Below are 22,631 nucleotides of genomic sequence, written 5' to 3'. Positions count from 1 at the left end.
CGTCTTACATATTGCGCTGAATTTTTAGTTAAATTCGAGTTCTACTTGGCCTTTGCCAAGCAACTGTTTTAAATCGTCTAGTAATGTATCTGTTGGCGTTACTCGCCATTCGGTGCCCAATGTTAACCGCGCTCTGGCGTCGGCACGCTGGTAGTATACATTGACAGGTACGGTTCCGGCTTTGTGCGGTTCTAAAATACGAGTAAATTGCTCAAAGAATTTATCGTTGATCTGGCTAGCATCAATAGATACCGACAAACCACGTGCGTATTTTTCACGTGCGGTACCCAGATCCATAACTTCACGCGCCGACATTTTAAGGCCACCGTTGAAGTCATCAAAGCTGACCTGTCCAGAAACAACCAGAATTTTATCTTTTTCGAGAAGTTCTGCATACCTATCAAGCGCATCCGAGAACAACATCACCTCCATTCGACCACTTCGGTCGTCCAGAGTCATGATACCGATACGCGTACCGCGTTTGGTTGTCATCACGCGAGCTGCAATAACCAGACCCGCCACTGTCACGGATTGATCGCGACGAGTTGGGGTTGCGTCTTTTAGTCGACAACTAACGTACTTATTTAGTTCCTTTATGTATGCGTTAACTGGGTGGCCGGTCAAATATAAACCAAGCGTCTCACGTTCACCCTCTAACCATACTTTCTCTGGCCACGCTGGCACTTGAGTATATTTGTGTTCCACCTCTTCTGGCGCATCAGTCAATACACCGAACATATCGGTTTGACCAAAGGCTTCCGCTTGGTGGTGTTGGCTTGCCGCTTTCACCGCATCATTGAGTGATGCCATCAATGCCGCACGATGTGGACCTAGCCTGTCGAGTGCGCCTGCGTAAATCAGCTTTTCGATTACACGCTTGTTGACCTTTTTCAGATCGATACGCGCACAGAAGTCAAATAGGTCGATGAAGTGACCGCCTTTGTTGCGCGCTTCCAAGATTGCATCGATTGGACCTTCACCCACGCCTTTGATCGCGCCGATGCCATAAACAATCGCGCCATTCTCATCGACGTTAAAACGATACAAGCCGGCATTGATGTCTGGCGGAAGCACGGTGAGCTTCATGCGGAAACATTCGTCTACTAGGCCAACCACTTTCTCAGTGTTATCCATATCGGCGGTCATTACCGCTGCCATGAACTCCGCTGGATAGTGCATCTTCAGCCATAACGTTTGGTACGAAACCAGTGCATAGGCTGCCGAGTGAGATTTGTTAAAGCCGTAACCCGCGAACTTCTCTACCAAGTCGAAGATCTTCATCGCCAACTCGCCATCGACGCCGTTGGCAATTGCCCCCTCTTCGAAGGTAGCACGCTGTTTCGCCATCTCTTCCGGTTTTTTCTTACCCATCGCACGACGAAGCATGTCCGCACCACCAAGGGTGTAGCCAGACAGTACCTGTGCGATCTGCATTACCTGTTCTTGATACAGGATGATGCCGTAAGTCGGATCCAGAATCTCTTTAAGCGATTCGTGTTGCCACTTTTCATCAGGATAAGAGATCGCCTCACGACCGTGCTTACGGTCGATAAAGTTATCTACCATGCCCGACTGAAGCGGCCCTGGGCGGAACAGTGCCACCAATGCGATGATGTCTTCAAAACAGTCCGGTTGCAGACGTTTAATCAGCTCTTTCATACCGCGCGATTCAAGCTGGAATACCGCAGTGGTTTCTGAGTTTTGCAGCAAACGGAATGACGCCGCATCATCCAGTGGAATCGATTCGATGCGAACAGGATCTTTGCCTTCGCGTTCTAGACGCGGGTTAATCAGACCCAACGCCCAGTCGATGATGGTTAAGGTACGCAGACCCAAGAAGTCAAACTTAACCAGACCAGCGGTTTCAACGTCGTTCTTATCGAACTGAGTAACTGGGAAGTGACCTTCCGAGTCAGCATAAATCGGGGCGAAGTCTGTAATTGTGGTTGGTGAGATTACAACACCACCCGCGTGCTTACCGGCGTTACGTGTACAACCTTCAAGGAGGCGACACATGTCGATAAGCTCTTTCACTTCCTCGTCTGCGTCATACAACTCAGGTAGTGCAGGCTCAGCTTTGAACGCTTTTTCCAGCGTCATACCCGGGTCAGGCGGAACCAATTTTGAAATACGATCAACGAAGCCAAACGGGTGACCCAGTACACGGCCTACGTCGCGGATTACCGCTTTCGCCGCCATGGTACCGAAGGTGATGATCTGAGATACCGCATCACGGCCATACATTTCCGCTACGTGATCAATTACTTGGTCACGCTTATCCATACAGAAGTCGACGTCGAAATCGGGCATGGATACACGTTCAGGGTTCAAGAAACGTTCGAATAGAAGGTCGTATTCCAATGGATCAAGGTCGGTGATCTTCAATGCGTATGCCACCAAAGAACCGGCACCTGAACCACGACCCGGACCTACCGGAATCGCGTTGTCTTTCGACCATTGGATGAACTCCATTACGATCAAGAAGTAACCAGGGAATCCCATTTGGTTGATTACGTCGAGTTCGATTTGCAGACGATCATCGTATTCAGGACGACGCTGTTTTCGCTCTTCCTCATCTGGGAACAGGAACTCTAGGCGCTCTTCCAGACCTTCACGAGACTTCATTACCAAGAAGTCGGTCTCTTCCATACCTTCAGTTGGGAAGGCGGGAAGGAAGTATTCACCGAGACGTACTGTCACGTTACAACGCTTGGCAATTTCAACACTGTTTTCTAACGCTTCCGGAATGTCGGCAAACAGCTCGCACATTTCCTCTTCAGTACGCAGGTATTGTTCTGGACTGTAGTTCTTCGGACGACGCGGATCTTCTAAGGTGTAGCCATCATGGATCGCAACGCGGATTTCATGGGCGTCAAACAAGTCTTCACTGATGAAAACAACTTCGTTGGTTGCGACAACTGGCAGCTCAACCTCTTCTGCCAATTCAATCGCAAAGTGAAGGTAAGTTTCTTCATCCGGACGACCAGTACGAACCAATTCTAGATAGAAGCGATCTGGGAAGTATTGGTTGTAAAACTCGACACAACTGTCGACAACTTTACGGTTGCCTTTTAGCAATGCTTTACCGATTTCACCGTTTTTCGCGCCTGAAAGAACAATCAAACCTTCTGATAGTTCAGCTAACCAAGCTTTGTCGAGCACCGGTTGGTGTTGTACGTGACCACGAAGGTAAGCTTTTGAGATCAGCAAAGTCAGGTTTTTATAACCTTCGTTGTTTGCTGCAAGTAACGTTAATTGCGTCAGCTCCTCACCAAACTCATCCGATTGCATTTTGAAGTCTGCACCGATGATTGGCTTCACACCACTACCGTGTGCAGTGCCATAGTATTTCACCAAACCACACAGGTTGGTGAAATCGGTCAGCGCCATTGCAGGCATACCGAGCTCGGCGACTTTCTTAACGAGCGGTGGAACTTTGTTGATACCATCCACCATAGAGAAATCACTGTGGATTCTTAGGTGAATGAACTTGGGATCTGACATTAACAGGTACCGTAAAACTATATCTTGATTGGGATTCTAACCTAAAGCGGGCGTGGTTTATAACACCGATACGCCCATTCTATTACTTTGCTTTATTCTTCGATGCCGAGCGCTTTCTTCACGGGTTTGAAGCTCTTGCGGTGTTCACTGATCACACCATGTTGTTCAATTGCTTCAAAGTGCGCTTTAGTTGGATAACCTTTGTGCTTAGCAAAACCAAATTGCGGATATTGTTTATCCAACTCTTCCATTTCTTGGTCACGAACCACTTTGGCAATGATAGAAGCCGCGCTGATTTCCGCTACGCGTAAGTCGCCTTTCACTACGGCTTGAGAATCCATTGGCAACTGCGGGCAGCGATTACCATCGATAAGCGCTAAGTCTGGCTGGACCTTCAAGCCAGCAATGGCACGTTGCATGGCAACCATGGTCGCTTGCAGGATGTTTAGCTCATCAATCTCTTCAGGAGAACAACGGCCTATCGCCCATGCTAAGGCTTTCTCTTTGATTTCTGGTAGCAATGCGAGGCGTTTTTTCTCGCTCAGCTTTTTAGAATCGTTCAAACCTTCAATTGGGTTGTTTGGATCTAAGATGACCGCTGCGGTAACAACATCACCCACCAAAGGACCACGCCCTACCTCATCGACACCCGCAACCAGCTGATAGCCTTGCGGGTATTCAAACGGTGGTAGTTCTACTTTTGCTTTGGTCGTTTTTGGTTTTACAGCCATGGTAAATCTCTATTTATTAATCAGTTTTAGAACCGCATTCGCGGCTTGTTGATCCGCATCTTTACGAATCCAATGATGCATTTCAGTAAACTTATCCAACATTTCTCGGTTGTCGCTCTCTAATAAACGAGACACTTCATTGAATAGGTTTTCTGGCGTGCAATCTTCTTGCAGGTATTCTTTTACAAGTTCGGTGTCAGCCAAAATGTTCGGCAGCGACACGTATTTGGTTTTCAATAGTCGCTTAGCAAGGAATGCCGTTACAGCATTAACACGGTAACCCACCACCATTGGGCGTTTAAGCAACATACATTCAAGTGCAACGGTGCCCGAGGCTAACATCACCGCATCAGAAGCAGTAATCACGTTGCGTGCTGTGTCGTCCACCAACTTGAAATCAAGCTCTGGCGCGTGTTCTTTCCACGCTTGCTCGAATTGTTCACGGCGTTTTTGATTCACTAAGGCAACAACAAAACCAAGATCTGGGAATTTCTGATGCAGCTTTTTACAGGTTTCAATAAACGGTTGAGAGAGCATTTTTAGCTCGCTGCCACGGCTACCCGGAAGTACCGCTAGCCATTGTTTATCTTGCTCTAAACCGAGCAGTTCACGTGCAGGCGCTTTGTCCGATTGCAGTGGAATAGCATCTGCCAATGTGTGACCAATGAATTCACAAGGTACATTGAATTTATCGTAGAACGCTTTTTCAAACGGTAGGAATGCCAGTACCAGATTGGTTGCGGCTTCAATATTGAAGATGCGCTTTTGACGCCAAGCCCAAACCGATGGACTGACGTAATGCACGGTTTTAATGCCCGCGTTTTTCAGGTCTAGCTCAACTCGTAAGTTAAAATCTGGAGCGTCAATTCCGATGAAAACATCTGGTGGATTCTCGGTGAAATACTTCACAAGTTGCGCTTTGACTTTCAGTAGTCGTGGCAAGCGACCTAGCACTTCCACTAGGCCCATTACGGCAAGTTCTTCCATATCGAACAGAGACTCACAGCCTTGTGCGATCATCTTAGGGCCACCAATACCGACAAACTCTGCATCTGGGTATTGTTGCTTTACTGCTTTGATAAAGCCTTCACCTAGCGTGTCGCCAGACAATTCTCCGGCAATGATGCCGATACGTAATGGTCTTTCCATATCTACTTCGCTATTTTTCCTGTGCGCTATGGGTAACGTTTTAAACTATGTAGACATATAAACCGCAGTAGCCGCACAATCTGCAGCGTACAAACCGTTATCCATAAAACACAAAAAGACCGCAGCCCAATTTGGGCGCGATCTTTTCAATTTAACCGCTCATTCGTTGATTAACGAATAATGCCACGTTCCGTTGTTTCCAGAATGTCTGAGAAACGTTTCACTGCCGGCCACTCTTGTGCCATTTCAGCTAGGATTGGTTTCACTTCTTCCATAGTCTTACCTGAACGGTAGATTTCTTTGTACGCTTTTTGTAGCGCACGAATTTCTGGTTTTTCGAAACCGTTACGCTTCAAGCCAACCAAATTCAAACCAAATGGTGTTGCATGGTTACCTTGAGCAAGTACGTATGCTGGTACGTCTTGAACAACAGCAGAACAGCCGCCAACGTATGCGTAAGCGCCAACTGTACAGAACGGATGAATCGCAGAAAGCGCCATCACACCTGCATGGTCATCAACGGTTACGTGACCACCAAGAATCGCATTGTTACCAATGTGAGTATGGTTACCAACGATAACGTCGTGTGCGATGTGTGCATTTACACAAAGCAGGTTGTCATCACCAATCACTGTTGTCGCTTTGTCTTGAACCGTACCACGGTGAATCTGAACCGCTTCACGAATCACGTTGCGGTCACCGATAACCACTGTTGTATCTTCGCCACCGTACTTCTTGTCTTGGTTTTCTTCACCAATAACAGCGTGTGGGAAAATGCGGTTGTCTTTACCAATTGTGGTGTGACCTTTGATCACTACGTGAGACATCACTTCAGTACCTTCACCGATTTCTACCGTTGAGGTGATGTAAGTGAATGGACCAACAGTCACGTTAGCGCCAATTTTCGCGCCTTCTTCTACCACCGCAGCTGGGTGGATTTTAGCGGTTTCATGAATCATATTAAAACTCTCGACGAGCACACTTCAGCTCTGCTGAACATACTACTTCGCCGTCAACCTTCGCTACACCTTTGAATGCAGCAATGCCGCGACGCTCTTTTAAAAATTCTACTTCAATAATCATTTGATCGCCTGGTACTACTGGTTTACGGAATTTTGCACCGTCAACACTTGCAAAGTAGTACAGTTCGTTTTCAGTTGGCGCACCAAATGATTTAAATGCAAGTAAGCCTGTCGCCTGCGCCATCGCTTCCAGAATAAGAACACCTGGGAAAACTGGCAGTTGTGGAAAGTGACCTGTGAACTGAGGTTCGTTAACCGACACGTTTTTAATCGCGTGAAGGTACTTCTCTTCTTGGAAGTCAATCACTCGGTCGATCAATAAGAATGGGTAGCGATGAGGTAGTAGCTCTTGAATTTCAGAGATGTTCATCGTTTTCTTTTCAGTAGTCAAAGTCGTCTTCCTATATCAATACTCAACAACCAAGATGGCAAGGCAGCGGCAAAAGCCACTTAATCAGGAAATGCCTGCAAAGTGTATACCAGCTTGGTGATAAATCTACTTATAGCGCGTCATTATAGAAGAAAAAGACCCGCATTTCGCGAGTCTTTGTTCAGAATTATGGAACTAAGATTCTTCTTTCGGTTCCAGCTGTTTCTCAACAGCTTTCAGGCGTTTGTTCATATCGTCAATGCGATGAACTCGAGTTGCCGTTTTACGCCACTCTCGGTTCGTTTGCAGTGGAATACCTGATGAATACAAGCCTTTCTCTTCGATACTGCGCATAACCATGCCCATACCAGTGATAGCTACGCCATCTGCAATCGTGATATGTCCGTTAAGAACCGACGCGCCGCCGATCTGACAGTATTTACCAATTTTGGTACTGCCAGCGACAATAGTACCACCTGGCATCACGGTACCATATCCGATCTGCACGTTATGAGCGATTTGAAGCTGGTTATCAAGAATTACGTTGTCTTCGATAATGGTGTCTTCAAGTGCACCACGGTCAATCGTAGTACATGCACCAATCTCAACGCGGTTACCGATACGCACCGAACCAAGTTGAGGGATCTTAATCCACTCGCCTTTGTCGTTAGCGTAACCGAAACCATCAGAGCCAATGACTGTGCCAGATTGAACCAGACAGTCATCGCCCATTGATACTTCATGATAGATAGTCACATTAGCCCAAAGCTTAGTGTTGTTACCTAGCTTTGCGTTCTTACCGATAAAGCAACCAGCGCCGATACTTACGTTGTCGCCCAGTTCTACACCCGTTTCAATCACTGCGTTTGCACCGATTGTTACGTTAGTACCCATCTTCACGTCTGCTGCGATGACGGCACTTGGTGCGATCTCATCAGCAGGCTTCGGCGTGGTGTCCATTGCTTGAACAACACGAGCGAATGCAACATAAGGGTCAGCCACAACCAGTGCATTACCTACACACTGGTCTTTGTGTTCAGCTTTCACCATCACAACCGTTGCTTGACACTCAGAAAGGTGTTTTGCGTATTTTGGGTTAGACAAGAAAGTGATGTCACCTTCTTGTGCTTTATCCATTGGAGCTACGCGGCTTACAACGAGAGACTCGTCACCAAATAGCTCACCCCCGGTAATTGTCGCCAACTCGGCTAATGTTAATGTCTTCATAACTTCTTATTTTAGAGCTTTAATTACGTCTTCAGAGATGTTGTATTCTGGCTTACCGTACTGAAGTGAAGAGATGTCGATTACCATGTCGTAGCCTTTCTTAGTTGCTACTTTCTTCACTGCGTCTTGGATAGTTTTGAATAGCTTCGCTTTCTCTTCAGCTTCGCGACGTGCACTTGCCTTCTCTAGAGCTTGTGCCTTCACTTTGTACTCGCTGTCTAGTTTAGCGATGTCGATACGTAGTTTTTCAACTTCGTCTTGACCTAGAAGCTCACCATCACGTTGTAGCTTTTCAATCTTAGTCTTAGCTTGCGCTTGGATAGATTTCAGCTCATCTGCTTTGCTCTTAAAGTCTTTCTGCATTTTTTGTAGAACTACTTCGCGTTGAGGAAGCGCTTGGAAAACTTGAGCAGTATTTACATAAGCAATTTTCTGAGCAGCTTCAGCCGCGTTAGCAAACATTGAAGAGCTAAGTACTAGAAGGCCTAGGCCAGCTGCTTTGATCATTTTATTCAAAATATTTTCCTCTTTAGAAGGTTCTACCGATAGTGAACGTGAAGAACTCTTCATCGTCGCCATCATATTTCTTAATTGGTTTCGCTAGCGAGAATACTAGAGGCCCCATTGGAGACATCCATTGCAACGCCGCACCGTAAGATGAGCGGTAGTTGGTTGGATCTGAGTAATCGTAGTAGTAACGGTCGCCGTATTCCGCACCTGAGCTACGGTAATCGAATTCCGTATCCCAAACACTCGCCATATCGAAGAAGATACTGGTACGAATTTGGTTACGAACTTCGTCAGAAGCAAATGGTGTTGGAACAATCAACTCAAGGCTTGCCAACGCAACCGCGTTACCACCAACAGAATCGTCTGTTGCAGTATCTGCACCGTTGTTCGAGCCTGAGTAGTCACGATAAACCGCTTTCGGGCCTACGGTATTCGAGCCGAAACCACGTAGTGTTGTAAAACCACCCGCGTAGTAGTTTTCGTAGAATGGGAACAAGTTATCGTTGCCATCCGTTTGACCATAACCGTTACCATAACCTAGACGACCACGGAACAAGAGCGTGAATTCATGCTTCTTAGTCAGTGGAACGTATTGACGAACATCATACTGCATCTTGAAGTATTGAACGTCAGAGCCAGGTACGGTCATCTTATAGAATGCACGTTGGTGGTTACCCGCTGTCGGGAAGTAGCCACGGTTTAGGTTGTTACGTGTCCATGAGATGTTGAAGTCAAAGTCATTTGTGTTCAACGCACCGCTAGAGTCAATGTTGTCCTCTTGCGCCTGTAGGAACTGTTCTACCTGTAGGTAAGGAGACAAGTTACCGATCTTGTTGTGGGTGTAGCCTACACCAAATTCAAAGCGGTTCAGTTCGTCGAATGGGAAGCCCCATGTCAAACTTGCGCCGTAACTTTGGTTGGTATAGTCAACGATACCCGCTTCAGATGCTTCGAACTCGTCGTAGAAGATCTTACCACCCAAACTTACACCATCTAGGTTCCAGTAAGGGTCACGGTAGTCCAAGCTCACGTTTTTCTGGTAGTCGTTCATCATCGCGTTAATACCAACGCGGTTACCACTACCAATAAAGTTGTCTTGCTGTAGGCCAACCTGGAAGCTCACGCCCGATTCAGTACCGTAACCGACACCGAAGTTCACGCTGCCCGAATTCGCTTCTTTAACAGAGTAAACTAGGTCAACTTGGTCATCGCTGCCAGGAACACGTACCGTTTGTACTTCAACGTTTTCGAAGTAGCCCAGACGGTTTAGACGCGTTTTACCCGTTTCGATTGATTTCGAGTTTAGCCAGCTGCCTTCCATCTGACGCATTTCACGACGCAGAACTTCGTCTTTGGTCGAGTTGTTACCCGTAAAGCGAATGTCGCGTACGTAAATACGGTTACCTGGGTCTACGTTCACAACAAGCGATACTTGTTTGTTTTCGTCGTCGAACTCAGGAATGGTGTTTACTTGTGGGTAAGCATAGCCAGATTCACCAAGCACACGCTTGATGCCTTCTTCCATTGAAGTTACGCGAGAGCCGTTGTAGGTCTCGTTGTCTTCAAATGGAACCAGCTTTTCGAACGTTGCTTCTTCACCAATTAGGTTGCCGCGGAATTTCACGTCTTTAACGGTGTACACGTCGCCTTCCTCAAGACCAAGGGTAATGTATACGCCTTTTTTGTCAGGAGAAATCGCCACTTGTGTCGAATCAACGTTAAATTTCAGGTAACCACGGTCTAGGTAGTAAGACTTCAGCGCTTCGATGTCACCAGCAAGTACTTGCTTTTGGTATTTTTCGTCCGCTAGGAAGTTCCACCATGGCACGTCAACGTTTAGGTTGAAACGAGATAGAAGGTCTTCATCAGAAAAGACTTCATTGCCGATAAAGTTGATTTGCTGAATTTTCGCCGATACACCTTCGGTGAAGACGAATTTCAAGTCAGAACGGTTACGAGGCAATGGAGTAACAACCGCTTTTACGGTCGCGTTGTATTTACCAACACTGTAGTAAAAGTCTTCCAAACCTTTTTCGATGTTGCTCAGCGTAGTGCGGTCAAGCGCTTCACCTTCACGAACGCCAGAAGCATTCAGGTTTTCTTGTAGCTGCTCGTCCTTGATTGCTTTGTTGCCTGAGAATGAGATGCTCGCAATAGTTGGACGCTCTTTCACTTGAACAACCAGAACATCACCATTACGCAGCACTTTCACATCTTCGAAGTTACCCGATGCGTACAATGCGCGAATGATCTCTGCAACATCGCCTTGGTCAACGGTATCACCGACACGTACAGGCATTTTCAGCAACGCTGCACCCAGTGCCACACGCTGCAATCCATCGATTTCAATATCTTGAACTACAAAGTTCTCTGCTCCGTTTGCAGATACACTGGTCGCCAGTAAACTTGCAAACAGAATTCGCTTAATCGCCATACTTGTTCTAATTATTCCTTGCTACTGCTTTTGTCTCTGAACTATCACAGACGAGTAAAATCATTAAATAGCGCTAACGCCATGAGCGAGAAGATAATCGCACCACCAATTCGATAGCCCATTTCCTGTACTTTCTCAGGTACTGGGCGTCGGATGACTGCTTCAATTGCAAAAAACAGCAGATGCCCACCATCCAACATTGGTAAAGGAACGAGGTTAATAATACCTAGGTTAACACTAATTAGTGCCAGAAAACCTAAAAAGTAGACCAGACCGTAGTCTGCGGTCGCCCCTGCTCCTTTGGCAATAGATATTGGTCCGCTCAAATTGTTCAGACCAACGTCACCTACAATCAGTTTCTTAAGCATACTGATGGTAAGTCCAATAACTTGACCAGTTTTGTCAATCGCTTTGCCAATAGACTCGAATACACCAAACTGTAATTCGAAGCGATAACTTTCTGGCCATTCTGCGACTTCAGGTGCGATACCCGCGAAGCCAACTGTTTCTTTGTTAGCTAGCTCACGACTACCTGGAGTCAATGTGAAAGATTGCTCTTCACCTTGACGTAACACCGTCAGGTCAATTGGCGTTTCTGGGTTAGAACGAATGGCTTCAACCACTTCATCCCACTTAGAAATCTTATCACCATTAATCTCGATGATTTTATCGCCAGCTTGTAGGCCTGCTTGTTCAGCGGCACCACCTTCACTCACCTGTGCCAACTCAGTATAAATCTCTGGAGTGTACGGTTTGAAGCCTAGCGATTGCATCGCAGATTGTGTTTCTGGATCAAATTTCCAATCACGGATATCAAGTGTCTTCGTGACTTCCGAGCCTACTTCATTAGCCGAAGAAAGCGTTACTGTCATCGAATCATCACCAATATGGGAAACTAATCCCATGTTGACTGATTCCCAGTCCGGAGTTTTGATACCTGAGATGGATTTTAGTTCCATCCCTGATTCAATTCCTGCTTCTGCAATGATTGAATTGGGCGTAACTTCACCAATTACCGGCTTCACTGCTGGTACTCCAATCAGGAAAACCAACCAGTAGGCAACAATAGCAAACAGGAAATTAAAGATAGGACCCGCTGCCACAATCGACGTACGTTTCCACAGTGGCTTTTGGTCAAACGCCAAATGCTTTTCGTGCTCAGGCACGTCATCAACACGGCTGTCCACCATCTTGACGTAACCACCTAGCGGAATCATCGAGATGCTGTACTCAGTTCCGTCTTTGCCTACTTTGCTCCAAATAGACTTACCGAAACCGATAGAAAACTTTTCAACTTTTACACCGCAACGACGCGCAACCCAAAAGTGACCATACTCGTGCACAGCCACCAAGATGCCCAGTGCAACGATAAAAGAAACCAAATTCCACAAAATACCAGTCATTAGCTACGCTCGCGTAAAAATTCTAAGGCGATAGTTCGTGACATTCTATCTAGCTCTATCAAGCTTTCCAAGCTATTCACATTCTCACTTTTATGGCTTGCAGTGATTTTGTTCAAAACTGACTCATTGATGCGAGCGATATCAGTGAAACCAAGACGGTTATTCAAGAAAGCATCAACAGCGACTTCGTTTGCTGCATTCAGAGCGGTCGTAGCATGCTGCCCTTCGTAACAAGCATCGATAGCCAGCTTCAAACATGGGTAGCGAGCAAAGTCGGGTTGAAGGAACGTCAACTCACCCACTTGAGTAAAGTCGAGTGGTTTCACACCAGCATTCACACGAGATGGGTAAGACATGGTCAGTGCAATCGGCGTTGCCATATCGGGTTCACCCATTTGTGCTAAGACTGAACCGTCTCGGTATTGCACCATAGAATGAATCACAGACTGAGGGTGAATGATCACTTTCAGCTGTTCGCGAGCCGCATTAAACAGCCATTTTGCTTCAATGTACTCAAGACCTTTGTTCATCATGGTTGCAGAATCAACCGAGATCTTAGGTCCCATCGACCAGTTAGGATGAGCGATTGCCTGTGCAGGAGTAACACTCTCAAGATCAGCGATATCTGTGTAGCGGAATGGACCGCCAGAACCAGTAAGCAGGATAGATGAAATACCATGCTCTTCTAAGTCACAACGACCTAAGTTGGTTTGAACTTGTTGAGGTAAACACTGGAAGATCGCATTGTGTTCGCTGTCTACTGGAAGTAGCTCTGCGCCGTGCTCTTCAACGGCATCGATAAACAGTTGCCCAGACATCACCAGTGCTTCTTTGTTAGCAAGGAGAACACGCTTGCCCGCTTTTACCGCTGCCATGGTTGGAAGCAGACCTGCCGCACCAACGATAGCCGCCATCACGCTGTCGACTTCTTCTAGGGCAGACACATGACAAAGCGCATCAACACCACCCAACACTTCTGTACGAGGAGACACTGAAGCCAACTCTGACTTAAGCGCCACAGCCGCCGCTTTATCCGCCATTACAGCGTATTTAGGTTGCCATTTACGACAAAGTGCGACCATCTTTTCAACGTTCGTGCTTGCCGCCAATGCGACGATAGAAAACAGCTCAGGGTTTTGTTCAACCACTTTAAGTGTGCTTGCACCGATTGAGCCTGTTGCACCAAGAATCGTTAACTTTTGCATGATGTAAGACCGTTAGAAAAACTCAGGAGCGACAACGCCGCTCCCGATAAATTAGAATACGTAGTAAAGAAGAGCAAATACTGGGAATGCAGCCGTTAGGCTATCAATACGGTCGAGAATGCCGCCGTGCCCTGGAATGATGTTACTGCTGTCTTTGATGCCAGAAACACGTTTGAACATGCTTTCTACTAGGTCACCAAGAACAGAAATCACAACTGTAATCAGTGTGATGATTACCATGTGAATTGGGCTGGTAAATTGAATATCAAACCAACCTGCAAACAACCATCCAACAATTAATGCTGCAATGATGCCGCCAATCAAACCTTCGATAGTCTTGTTTGGACTGACATGCGGCGCCATTTTACGTTTACCCATGCTTTTACCAGCAAAGTAAGCGCCACTGTCTGCAGCCCATACCAAGAAGCAAACGTACAGCACAAGTTTTGCGCCGTGGTATGGATCTACTGAAATATCGGAAGCTCTAAGGATGATCACACTCCAAAGGAAAGGGATCAAAGTTAGAAAACCAAACACATGACGCAGTGCTTTACTGTTTTGCCATAGGTTGGTGGTTTTAGGGTAAGTAATGGCCATCCCACTTGCGATAATCCACCATGCAAAACCGAGCGCTAACACTGTGTAGTGTGGAGTTGCTAGTTGGTTAAGGCTTGCCGCATCTGGCGAGATGAATAGAAAACTGAGTCCGGTTACGACAACGGCTGGTGCTAGCGCAGCGATGCGTGAATTGCTTTCTGTAAACTGGGTCCACTCCCAAAAACCTAATAGCGTAATCGCAGTCAAAGCGATAATGAAGCCGATTAGGGGTAATTTAAAAATACCTAAAATTACAAGGGGAGCTAAAATTAGTGCTGTTATTATTCTCTGTTTCAAACTAACTAGTCCTTATTGAGCAGCCATCAATGCCTTTACTTGCTCGCCAGTACAACCAAAGCGACGCTCTCGGTTAATAAACCAAGTCACAGCCTCTACTAAGCTGTCTTCATCAAACTCTGGCCAGTACTCCGGAGTAAAGTACATTTCAGCATACGCCATTTGCCACAGCATAAAGTTACTGATGCGACACTCACCACTTGTACGGATCAAAAGATCCACTTCAGGGAGATCTGCCATCGTTAAATGCTGGGTAATTAACTGCTCATTGATATCCTCTACACGGATTTCACCGTTACGCGCTTTTAACGCCAACGTTTTTGCCGCCTCTGTGATGTCCCATTTACCGCCATAGTTAGCCGCAATGTTAATCACCATACCCGTATTGCCAGCGGTGAGTGCTTCTGCTTCGATGATTTTGCCTTGCAGTCGCTCACTAAAGCGGCTGGTATCACCAATAACGCGCAAACGCAGATTGTTTTTATGCAGCTTTTTCACTTCGCTAGAAAGCACGGAAATGAACAGCTCCATCAGGAGACCCACTTCTTCCTCCGGACGACGCCAGTTTTCACTACTGAAAGCGAACAACGTCATGGCTTTAATACCGAGTTTAGAAGCAGCAGCGACGGTCTTACGAACGGCATTAACGCCTTTTTTATGACCGAATACGCGAGGTTTTCCTTTGGACTTAGCCCAACGACCATTACCGTCCATAATGATGGCAATATGTTTAGGGAGGGAATCAGAGAAGGCTTGAGAATTTTGCATAGGGAGTTAATTGAGTTCCATCAGTTGGATAGATTAACACAAAAAAACGCTGCACTGTGAGCACAGCGTTTTCCAACAGTGATGTAGGTGGGAGTATTAAACTTCCATCAACTCTTTTTCTTTAGCAGCAAGAACTTCGTCGATCTTCTTAACTGCTACGTCAGTCAGTTTTTGAATTTCGTCTTGTGCTTTACGATCTTCGTCTTCAGAGATTTCTTTATCTTTTAGAAGACCTTTTAGGTCGCTGTTTGCGTCACGACGGATGTTACGAACGGCAACACGTGCGCCTTCAGCTTCGCCACGAACGATCTTAACTAGGTCTTTACGACGCTCTTCCGTTAGCGGTGGAAGTGGAACGCGGATGATTGTGCCAGCAGACATTGGGTTTAGACCAAGGTCAGACATCATGATCGCTTTCTCAACTTTTTGAGTTAGCTCTTTGTCGAATACAGTAATTGCTAGAGTACGTGCGTCTTCAGCAACAACGTTCGCTACTTGGTTAAGAGGAGTCGGCGCACCGTAGTACTCTACAGAGATACCAGATAGTAGGCTTGGGTGTGCGCGGCCAGTACGAACTTTAGAAAGGTTGTTCTTTAGCGCTTCAACGCTTTTGTCCATGCGCTCTTGCGCGTCTTTATTGATTTCGTTAATCACGGTTTCACCTTAAAAATGTCATCTTTCATGAAGAAAGCTTAAAGGGCTTAAGCAAAGCGAAACGCCATCCAATATCTCTTGTTGAATGGCGTTGAGATTTACGCGTCAGCGCAGATCAACGTGCCTTCAGCTTCACCCATTACCACGCGACGTAGTGCGCCTGGCTTATTCATGTTAAATACGCGGATTGGCATTTTGTGGTCACGAGCAAGTGTGAACGCAGCCAAGTCCATTACTTTCAATTCTTTATCCAGAATTTCAGTGTAAGATAGCTTATCATACAGCTCTGCGTCTGGGTTTGCTACTGGGTCAGCAGTAAATACACCATCAACTTTCGTTGCTTTTAGAACTACGTCAGCTTCGATTTCGATACCGCGTAGACACGCTGCTGAATCTGTAGTGAAGAATGGGTTACCAGTACCTGCAGAGAAGATAACTACACGGCCTTGGCGAAGTTCGCGGATAGCGTCTGCCCAGTTGTAATCGTCACACACACCTTTTAGCGGAATTGCAGACATTACGCGAGCGTTTACATAAGCACGGTGAAGTGCATCACGCATTGCTAGACCGTTCATTACTGTTGCAAGCATACCCATGTGGTCGCCTACTACGCGGTTCATACCCGCTTCTGCAAGACCTGCACCACGGAACAGGTTACCACCGCCGATTACCACACCAACTTGAACACCCAGTTCAACCAGCTCTTTCACTTCTTGAGCCATACGGTCAAGAACCGCTGGATCAATACCAAAACCTTCTTCACCTTGAAGAGCTTCACCACTTAGTTTTAATAGAATACGTTGATATGCTGGTTTAGGGTTCGTAGTCATGGAGTTTACCTTCCAAAGAGAGTTGTCGATTAACAGTCATGAATAGACACAAGGTCACTTATAGCTATTCATCACGGCTAATTTTGTCCGCTCTTTTCGTAAAAAGACCGCAGCCTAGGCTACGGTCTAATATTTACACAAGTCGCTAAGGATTAACCTTTTTGAGCTAGTGCTACTTCTTCAGCGAAGCTCATTTCAGCTGCTTTCTCGATACCTTCACCTACTTCTAGGCGAACGAATGTAGCAACAGAAGCACCTTTCTCTTTTAGCATTTCGCCAACAGATTTCTTAGGTTCCATGATGAAAGCTTGACCAGTTAGAGAGATTTCGCCAGTGAATTTCTTCATGCGGCCGATAACCATCTTCTCAGCGATCTCTTGTGGTTTGCCTTCGTTCATAGCGATTTCAACTTGAACTTCTTTCTCTTTAGCAACTACGTCAGCTGGTACGTCTTCTGGGTTAACGAACTCAGGCTTAGAAGCAGCAACGTGCATTGCAACGTGCTTAAGAGTTTCTGCGTCGCCTTCACCAGCAACAACAACACCAATTTTCTCGCCGTGACGGTAAGAAGCGATTGCAGTACCTTCAACGTAAGCAACGCGACGGATGTTGATGTTTTCGCCGATTTTAGCAACTAGAGCTACGCGCTCTTCTTCGAACTTAGCAACTAGCTCTTCAGCAGTAGCTTTAGTCGCTAGAGCGTCAAGTGCTACTTTGTCTGCGAATGCAGTGAAGTTACCGTCTTTAGCAACGAAGTCAGTTTGGCAGTTAACTTCAAGAAGAACAGCAACGCCGTTTTCTTCTTTGATGATGATTGCGCCTTCAGCTGCAACGTTACCAGCTTTTTTAGCTGCTTTCGCTGCGCCTGATTTACGCATGTTTTCAATTGCTAGTTCGATGTCAGCGTTTGCTTCTACAAGCGCTTTTTTACATTCCATCATGCCAGCGCCAGTGCGCTCGCGAAGTTCTTTAACTAGAGCAGCAGTTACAGTTGCCATTCTCTATTCCTCGTTTGATTCGAAATAAGGTAAAAAACAGGGGCCTACATTGTCGGCCCCCATTGCTAACTATAACTCAGTCTATGCTACAACAAGGTTTCACATAGACTAAGTGTGACACAGAGCCGTTATTATTCAGCTTCTACGAAACCGTCTTTTTCAGCAACTGCTGCAACGTCTTTGTTGCGACCTTCAGACACTGCAGATGCTGCAGCGTTTAGGTATAGTTGAACTGCGCGGATCGCGTCGTCGTTACCTGGGATGATGTAGTCAACGCCGTCTGGGTTAGAGTTAGTATCTACCACAGCGTATACTGGAATACCTAGGTTGTTAGCTTCTTTAATTGCAATGTGCTCGTGATCAGCGTCGATTACGAATAGAGCGTCTGGTAGGCCGCCCATATCTTTGATACCACCAAGAGATTTCTCTAGCTTCTCCATTTCACGAGTACGCATTAGAGCTTCTTTCTTAGTTAGTTTTTCGAAAGTACCGTCTTGTGCTTGTGCTTCGAAATCTTTTAGACGCTTGATAGACTGACGAACTGTTTTGTAGTTCGTTAGCATGCCGCCCAACCAACGGTTGTTAACGTAGTATTGGTTGCTTGCGATTGCAGCTTCTTTAACAGCTTCAGATGCAGCGCGCTTAGTACCTACGAATAGAACTTTACCTTTCTTCTCGCCAACTTTAGCTAGTTCAGCTAGAGCTTCGTTGAACATTGGTACAGTTTTTTCTAGGTTGATGATGTGAACGCGGTTACGAGCACCAAAGATGAATGGCTTCATTTTTGGGTTCCAGTAACGAGTTTGGTGACCGAAGTGAACACCAGCTTTCAGCATATCGCGCATTGATACAGTTGCCATTTTAAAATCCTCTATGGGGTTAGGCCTCCACATCCCCCATAATTCCGACCAAGCTTCTGCTCAGCACCCCGGAACATGTGACGGAATGTGTGTGATTTAAAGATAAAAGTTAATTGGAAGAAGCTTGCTTCGCTACTCTTCTAATGAAAAGTAAAGAGAACAGTCCTCGATTCCGGCGCGCTTTATACCATATTTTAGCCTAAGATGGCTAGTAAAAATTGTTTCTTACAATTCTAATTTCCCTATCACACCTATCCCTACTCTCTTCTAAATTCCATGACTAGACTTCAAGTAAGAATGACTCATATTCTTAACTGGCTTGGGTTAACCGCAAGATGTCTGATAGAATGCGCGCATTCGCACGTTCACGTGCTTACGAATAAGTAGAGAAAGCCAATGTCAATCAAGATTAAAACTGCTGAAGAAATCGAACGCATGCGTATTGCGGGCAAGCTAGCCGCAGACACTCTAGAAATGATCGAACCGCACATCAAGGCGGGTGTGACGACAGAAGAATTAAACAAAATCTGTCACGATTACGCTCTAGAGCGTGGCGCTTACTCTGCACCGCTTGATTACCATGGATTCCCTAAATCAATCTGTACGTCAATCAACCACATCGTTTGTCACGGCATCCCTGCGACAGAAGATGAAAAAGGTGCAAACGGCCAAATGAAGCCAGCTGTACTTAAAGATGGCGACATCATTAACGTTGATATCACGGTTATCGTACCTAACGATGAAAACGCAGATCTAAGCGTTCGTCCACAAGGTTACCACGGTGACACTTCTAAGATGTTCCTAGTTGGCGATGTATCTCCAGCAAACAAACGTCTGTGTATGGTTGCTCAAGAGTCACTTTACATCGGTATGCGTCAAGTTAAGCCTGGTGCAACTGTTGGTGACATCGGTACAGCAATCGAGAAGTACATCAAAGAGAACAACAAGAACAACCCACGCAACAAGTTCTCTATCGTGAAAGACTTCTGCGGTCACGGCATCGGTGATGAGTTCCACGAAGAGCCACAAGTGGTTCACTACAAGAACAAAGACCGCCGCGTACTAAAAGAAGGCATGTGTTTTACTATCGAACCAATGATCAACGCGGGTAAATTCGGTTGTACTGTTGATGCTCAAGATGATTGGACGGTTTACACTGGTGACGGTAAAAACTCAGCACAGTGGGAACACACTATCGTGGTAACCACAGAAGGTTGTGAAGTACTTACACTTCGCAGCGACGATACCATTCCACGAATGATGAAAAACGTTTAATCGCCCATCACTTTCCATATCCCCGCCCATGCGGGGATATTTTTTATCTGCAGCAAATTTGTTAGATTGCTAATAGTTTTAGCTTGCACGGATAGCAAATATGACCCTTCAGTCACCTCTTACTTTTACCGATGAACAGATAAACATCGGCGAACTTAAGCAAGAACTTGAAAAATTCAGTTCATACCAAAAAGAAGAATTTCTACAGCACCACCCTGTGACCAACCTTGTTTTGTCACGCGCTGAGTACATGGATTTACTCCTCAATCGTTTATGGCAACACTTCGGATTCAACGACATACATAATATTTCCTTAGTTGCCGTCGGTGGTTACGGACGTGGTGAGTTACACCCTCTGTCTGATATCGACATTTTGATTCTGTCGCAGAACAAGCTGCCAAATGCTCTGGAAGCTAAAATCAGTGAGTTCATTACCCTATTGTGGGATTTACGCCTAGAAGTCGGCCACGCAGTACGCACTGTGGATGAATGTGCAGAGATTGGACGTTCAGACTTAACCGTTGCCACGAACTTGCAAGAAGCTCGATTGCTTTGCGGAAGTGAAGACACTTTCCAAGCCTTGAAGAAAGTGGTGTTGTCTGATTCTTTCTGGCCAAGCGAAACTTTTTACCGTGCCAAGATTCAGGAGCAGCGTGAACGCCATGCGCGCTACCATGACACCACTTACAACCTCGAACCCGACATCAAGTCCACGCCGGGTGGCTTGCGTGATATTCACACTTTAAGCTGGGTGGCACGTCGTCACTTTGGCGCAACATCGTTACTAGAGATGAGCCGCTATGGCTTCCTGACCGATGCGGAATACCGAGAGCTGGTTGAATGTCAGGATTTCCTGTGGCGTGTACGTTTCGCACTACATATTGAGCTTCGCCGTTATGACAACCGACTGACCTTCGCTCATCAGGCTCAAGTGGCCGAACATCTGGGTTATGTTGGTGAAGGCAATCGCGGTGTCGAAATGATGATGAAGGAGTTCTACCGCACCCTACGTCGTGTGGCAGAGCTGAATAAGATGCTGCTCAAGCTGTTCGACCAAGCCATCATCAACGGTGGGGCTTCACAAGATGCTGAAATTATCGACGAAGATTTCCAACGCCGTGGCTCACTGATCGAGGCTCGTAAACCTGCGCTGTTCCAAGCTCGTCCCGAAACCATTTTGGATATGTTCCTGCACATCGCCAATGATTCGAGCATTGAAGGCGTGAGCCCTCCTACGTTGCGTCAGTTACGTACTGCGCGTCGTCGATTGAACAAGTTCTTGCACACTATTCCAGAAGCGCGTGAAAAGTTTATGGCGCTGTGTCGTCATCCAAATGCGCTGCATAAGGCGTTCAGTTTAATGCACAAGCTTGGCGTACTGGCGGCGTATCTTCCGCAGTGGAGCCAAATTGTCGGTCAGATGCAATTCGACCTATTCCATGTGTATACCGTGGATGAGCACAGTATTCGTCTACTCAAGCACATCAATACCTTCAGCTACGCAGAGAACCACAGCAAACATCCAATTTGCTGCGAAGTTTATCCTCGAATTCAGAAGAAAGAGCTACTGATTCTAGCCGCGATTTTCCATGATATCGGCAAAGGGCGTGGTGGTGACCATTCGGTAATCGGCGAAGGTGAAGCTTACGATTTCTGTATTGAGCACGGTTTGTCTAAGCCAGAAGCTAAATTGGTAAGTTGGCTAGTAAGGCATCACTTACTGATGTCCGTGACGGCTCAACGCCGAGACATTTACGATCCGGACGTGATTACCGAGTTTGCCAAGCAAGTGCGTGATGAAGAGTACCTTGAGTACCTTGTGTGTCTGACGGTAGCCGATATCTGCGCGACCAACCCTGAACTTTGGAACAGCTGGAAACGCACCTTGCTCGCAGAGCTATTCTATTCCACCCAACGCGCGCTGCGCCGTGGCCTAGAAAACCCTGTAGATGTGCGTGAGCGTATTCGTCATAACCAACAAATGGCGTCCGCCCTATTACGCAAAGAAGGCTTCTCTGCTCGTGAAATTGAAGTGCTGTGGCAACGCTTTAAAGCCGATTACTTCTTGCGTCACACTCACAAGCAAATCGCTTGGCACTGCGAACATTTACTTCGTATGGAAGATCCAAGTAAGCCGTTGGTTCTGATCAGTAAGAAGGCCACACGTGGCGGTACCGAAGTATTCGTTTACAGCCCAGACCAACCAGCGCTGTTTGCTACCGTCGTTGCTGAGCTTGACCGTCGCAACTTTAACGTACATGACGCACAAATCATGACCAGTAAAGATGGCTATGTACTCGATACCTTTATGGTACTAGACCAACACGGTAAAGCGATTGAAGAAGGTCGTCACAGTGCAGTGACTAAACACATTACGCATGTACTGGAAGATGGCCGTCCGACAAAAATTAAGACGCGCCGTACACCAAATAAACTTCAGCATTTCAACGTTAAAACCAAAGTCGACTTCCTGCCAACCAAGAGCAAAAAACGCACTTTGATGGAGTTTGTCGCTCTCGATACACCGGGGCTTCTGGCGAAAGTGGGTCGTACCTTTGCTGATTTGGGCATTAACCTCCATGCGGCAAAAATCACCACCATTGGTGAGCGCGCTGAAGACTTGTTTATTCTGACGAGTGAAGCCGGCGGCAGGCTCAGTGAAGAGCAACAAGACGAGCTGCGTGAAAAGCTGATTGAAAAACTCTCTGACCCAGTTTCGGCTTGAGAGAAAACCGGCGCTTGATCAACAACTAAGGTGGGTAAGAACGATAGCGATCTTGCCCACAAGTTGAGCAAT

18 protein-coding genes are annotated in these 22,631 nt (G+C 46.4%); 2 read left to right on the top strand and 16 right to left on the bottom strand.

Going from position 1 to position 22,631, the window contains the following annotated elements; genetic code table 11:
- Positions 1-24: 24 nt before the first annotated feature.
- The 16 genes from dnaE to rpsB all read right to left on the bottom strand — a co-directional run bounded on the left by dnaE (position 25) and on the right by rpsB (position 18,559).
- Positions 25-3,504, bottom strand: a complete 3,480-nt coding sequence (dnaE, locus tag A9237_RS12530; protein ID WP_078608298.1) for a DNA polymerase III subunit alpha — start codon at positions 3,502-3,504, stop codon at positions 25-27.
- 92 nt (positions 3,505-3,596) lie between these two features.
- The gene (gene rnhB / locus A9237_RS12525; RefSeq protein WP_078608297.1) at positions 3,597-4,235 is read right to left on the bottom strand and encodes a ribonuclease HII; all 639 of its coding nucleotides are present in this window, start codon (positions 4,233-4,235) and stop codon (positions 3,597-3,599) included.
- A gap of 9 nt (positions 4,236-4,244) precedes the next feature.
- Positions 4,245-5,384: a lipid-A-disaccharide synthase gene (gene lpxB, locus A9237_RS12520; RefSeq protein ID WP_039986283.1), complete on the bottom strand. Its 1,140-nt coding sequence runs from the start codon at positions 5,382-5,384 to the stop codon at positions 4,245-4,247.
- Between the two features lie 170 nt (positions 5,385-5,554).
- A complete protein-coding gene (lpxA, locus tag A9237_RS12515) occupies positions 5,555-6,343 on the bottom strand; it encodes an acyl-ACP--UDP-N-acetylglucosamine O-acyltransferase (RefSeq protein ID WP_078608296.1) in 789 nt (262 codons plus the stop codon).
- 1 nt (position 6,344) lies between these two features.
- Complete coding sequence (fabZ, locus tag A9237_RS12510; RefSeq protein ID WP_009707417.1) at positions 6,345-6,797, bottom strand: 3-hydroxyacyl-ACP dehydratase FabZ; 453 nt, start codon at positions 6,795-6,797, stop codon at positions 6,345-6,347.
- A 174-nt stretch (positions 6,798-6,971) separates the two neighbouring features.
- A complete protein-coding gene (gene lpxD, locus A9237_RS12505; protein ID WP_005436787.1) occupies positions 6,972-8,003 on the bottom strand; it encodes a UDP-3-O-(3-hydroxymyristoyl)glucosamine N-acyltransferase in 1,032 nt (343 codons plus the stop codon).
- Positions 8,004-8,009: 6 nt separating this feature from the next.
- Entirely contained in the window at positions 8,010-8,519 is a 510-nt protein-coding gene (locus tag A9237_RS12500) for an OmpH family outer membrane protein (protein ID WP_005529354.1), read from the bottom strand.
- 13 nt (positions 8,520-8,532) lie between these two features.
- Positions 8,533-10,947, bottom strand: a complete 2,415-nt coding sequence (gene bamA, locus A9237_RS12495) for an outer membrane protein assembly factor BamA (protein WP_009707420.1) — start codon at positions 10,945-10,947, stop codon at positions 8,533-8,535.
- A 44-nt stretch (positions 10,948-10,991) separates the two neighbouring features.
- Entirely contained in the window at positions 10,992-12,350 is a 1,359-nt protein-coding gene (rseP, locus tag A9237_RS12490) for a sigma E protease regulator RseP (RefSeq protein WP_045414454.1), read from the bottom strand.
- The gene (gene ispC, locus A9237_RS12485) at positions 12,350-13,555 is read right to left on the bottom strand and encodes a 1-deoxy-D-xylulose-5-phosphate reductoisomerase (RefSeq protein WP_078608295.1); all 1,206 of its coding nucleotides are present in this window, start codon (positions 13,553-13,555) and stop codon (positions 12,350-12,352) included. The genes rseP and ispC overlap by 1 nt, the downstream gene beginning before the upstream one ends.
- A 51-nt stretch (positions 13,556-13,606) precedes the next feature.
- Positions 13,607-14,449 carry a phosphatidate cytidylyltransferase gene (locus A9237_RS12480; protein WP_078608294.1) on the bottom strand — a complete coding sequence of 281 codons (843 nt, stop codon included), beginning with the start codon at positions 14,447-14,449 and terminating at the stop codon, positions 13,607-13,609.
- Between the two features lie 12 nt (positions 14,450-14,461).
- Positions 14,462-15,217 carry an isoprenyl transferase gene (locus tag A9237_RS12475; RefSeq protein ID WP_005436781.1) on the bottom strand — a complete coding sequence of 252 codons (756 nt, stop codon included), beginning with the start codon at positions 15,215-15,217 and terminating at the stop codon, positions 14,462-14,464.
- Between the two features lie 96 nt (positions 15,218-15,313).
- A complete protein-coding gene (gene frr, locus A9237_RS12470) occupies positions 15,314-15,871 on the bottom strand; it encodes a ribosome recycling factor (RefSeq protein WP_005436779.1) in 558 nt (185 codons plus the stop codon).
- A gap of 98 nt (positions 15,872-15,969) precedes the next feature.
- A complete protein-coding gene (gene pyrH / locus A9237_RS12465; protein ID WP_005436777.1) occupies positions 15,970-16,701 on the bottom strand; it encodes a UMP kinase in 732 nt (243 codons plus the stop codon).
- 152 nt (positions 16,702-16,853) lie between these two features.
- A complete protein-coding gene (gene tsf, locus A9237_RS12460) occupies positions 16,854-17,699 on the bottom strand; it encodes a translation elongation factor Ts (RefSeq protein ID WP_005436775.1) in 846 nt (281 codons plus the stop codon).
- A 131-nt stretch (positions 17,700-17,830) separates the two neighbouring features.
- The gene (gene rpsB, locus A9237_RS12455) at positions 17,831-18,559 is read right to left on the bottom strand and encodes a 30S ribosomal protein S2 (RefSeq protein WP_005529366.1); all 729 of its coding nucleotides are present in this window, start codon (positions 18,557-18,559) and stop codon (positions 17,831-17,833) included.
- 396 nt (positions 18,560-18,955) lie between these two features.
- On the opposite strand from rpsB, the gene map reads away from it, so the two are divergent.
- Together map and glnD are read left to right on the top strand one after the other, a co-directional pair.
- Positions 18,956-19,834: a type I methionyl aminopeptidase gene (map, locus tag A9237_RS12450; RefSeq protein ID WP_078608293.1), complete on the top strand. Its 879-nt coding sequence runs from the start codon at positions 18,956-18,958 to the stop codon at positions 19,832-19,834.
- A 100-nt stretch (positions 19,835-19,934) separates the two neighbouring features.
- Positions 19,935-22,559, top strand: coding sequence for a bifunctional uridylyltransferase/uridylyl-removing protein GlnD (gene glnD / locus A9237_RS12445; RefSeq protein ID WP_045480509.1), 2,625 nt, complete (start codon positions 19,935-19,937; stop codon positions 22,557-22,559).
- Positions 22,560-22,631 lie beyond the last annotated feature (72 nt).

It is taken from the genome of Vibrio owensii, from assembly GCF_002021755.1.
GTDB lineage: Bacteria > Pseudomonadota > Gammaproteobacteria > Enterobacterales > Vibrionaceae > Vibrio > Vibrio owensii.
Note: the sequence above shows the minus strand (reverse complement) of the source record. Positions and strands in the feature narration are given on the sequence as shown.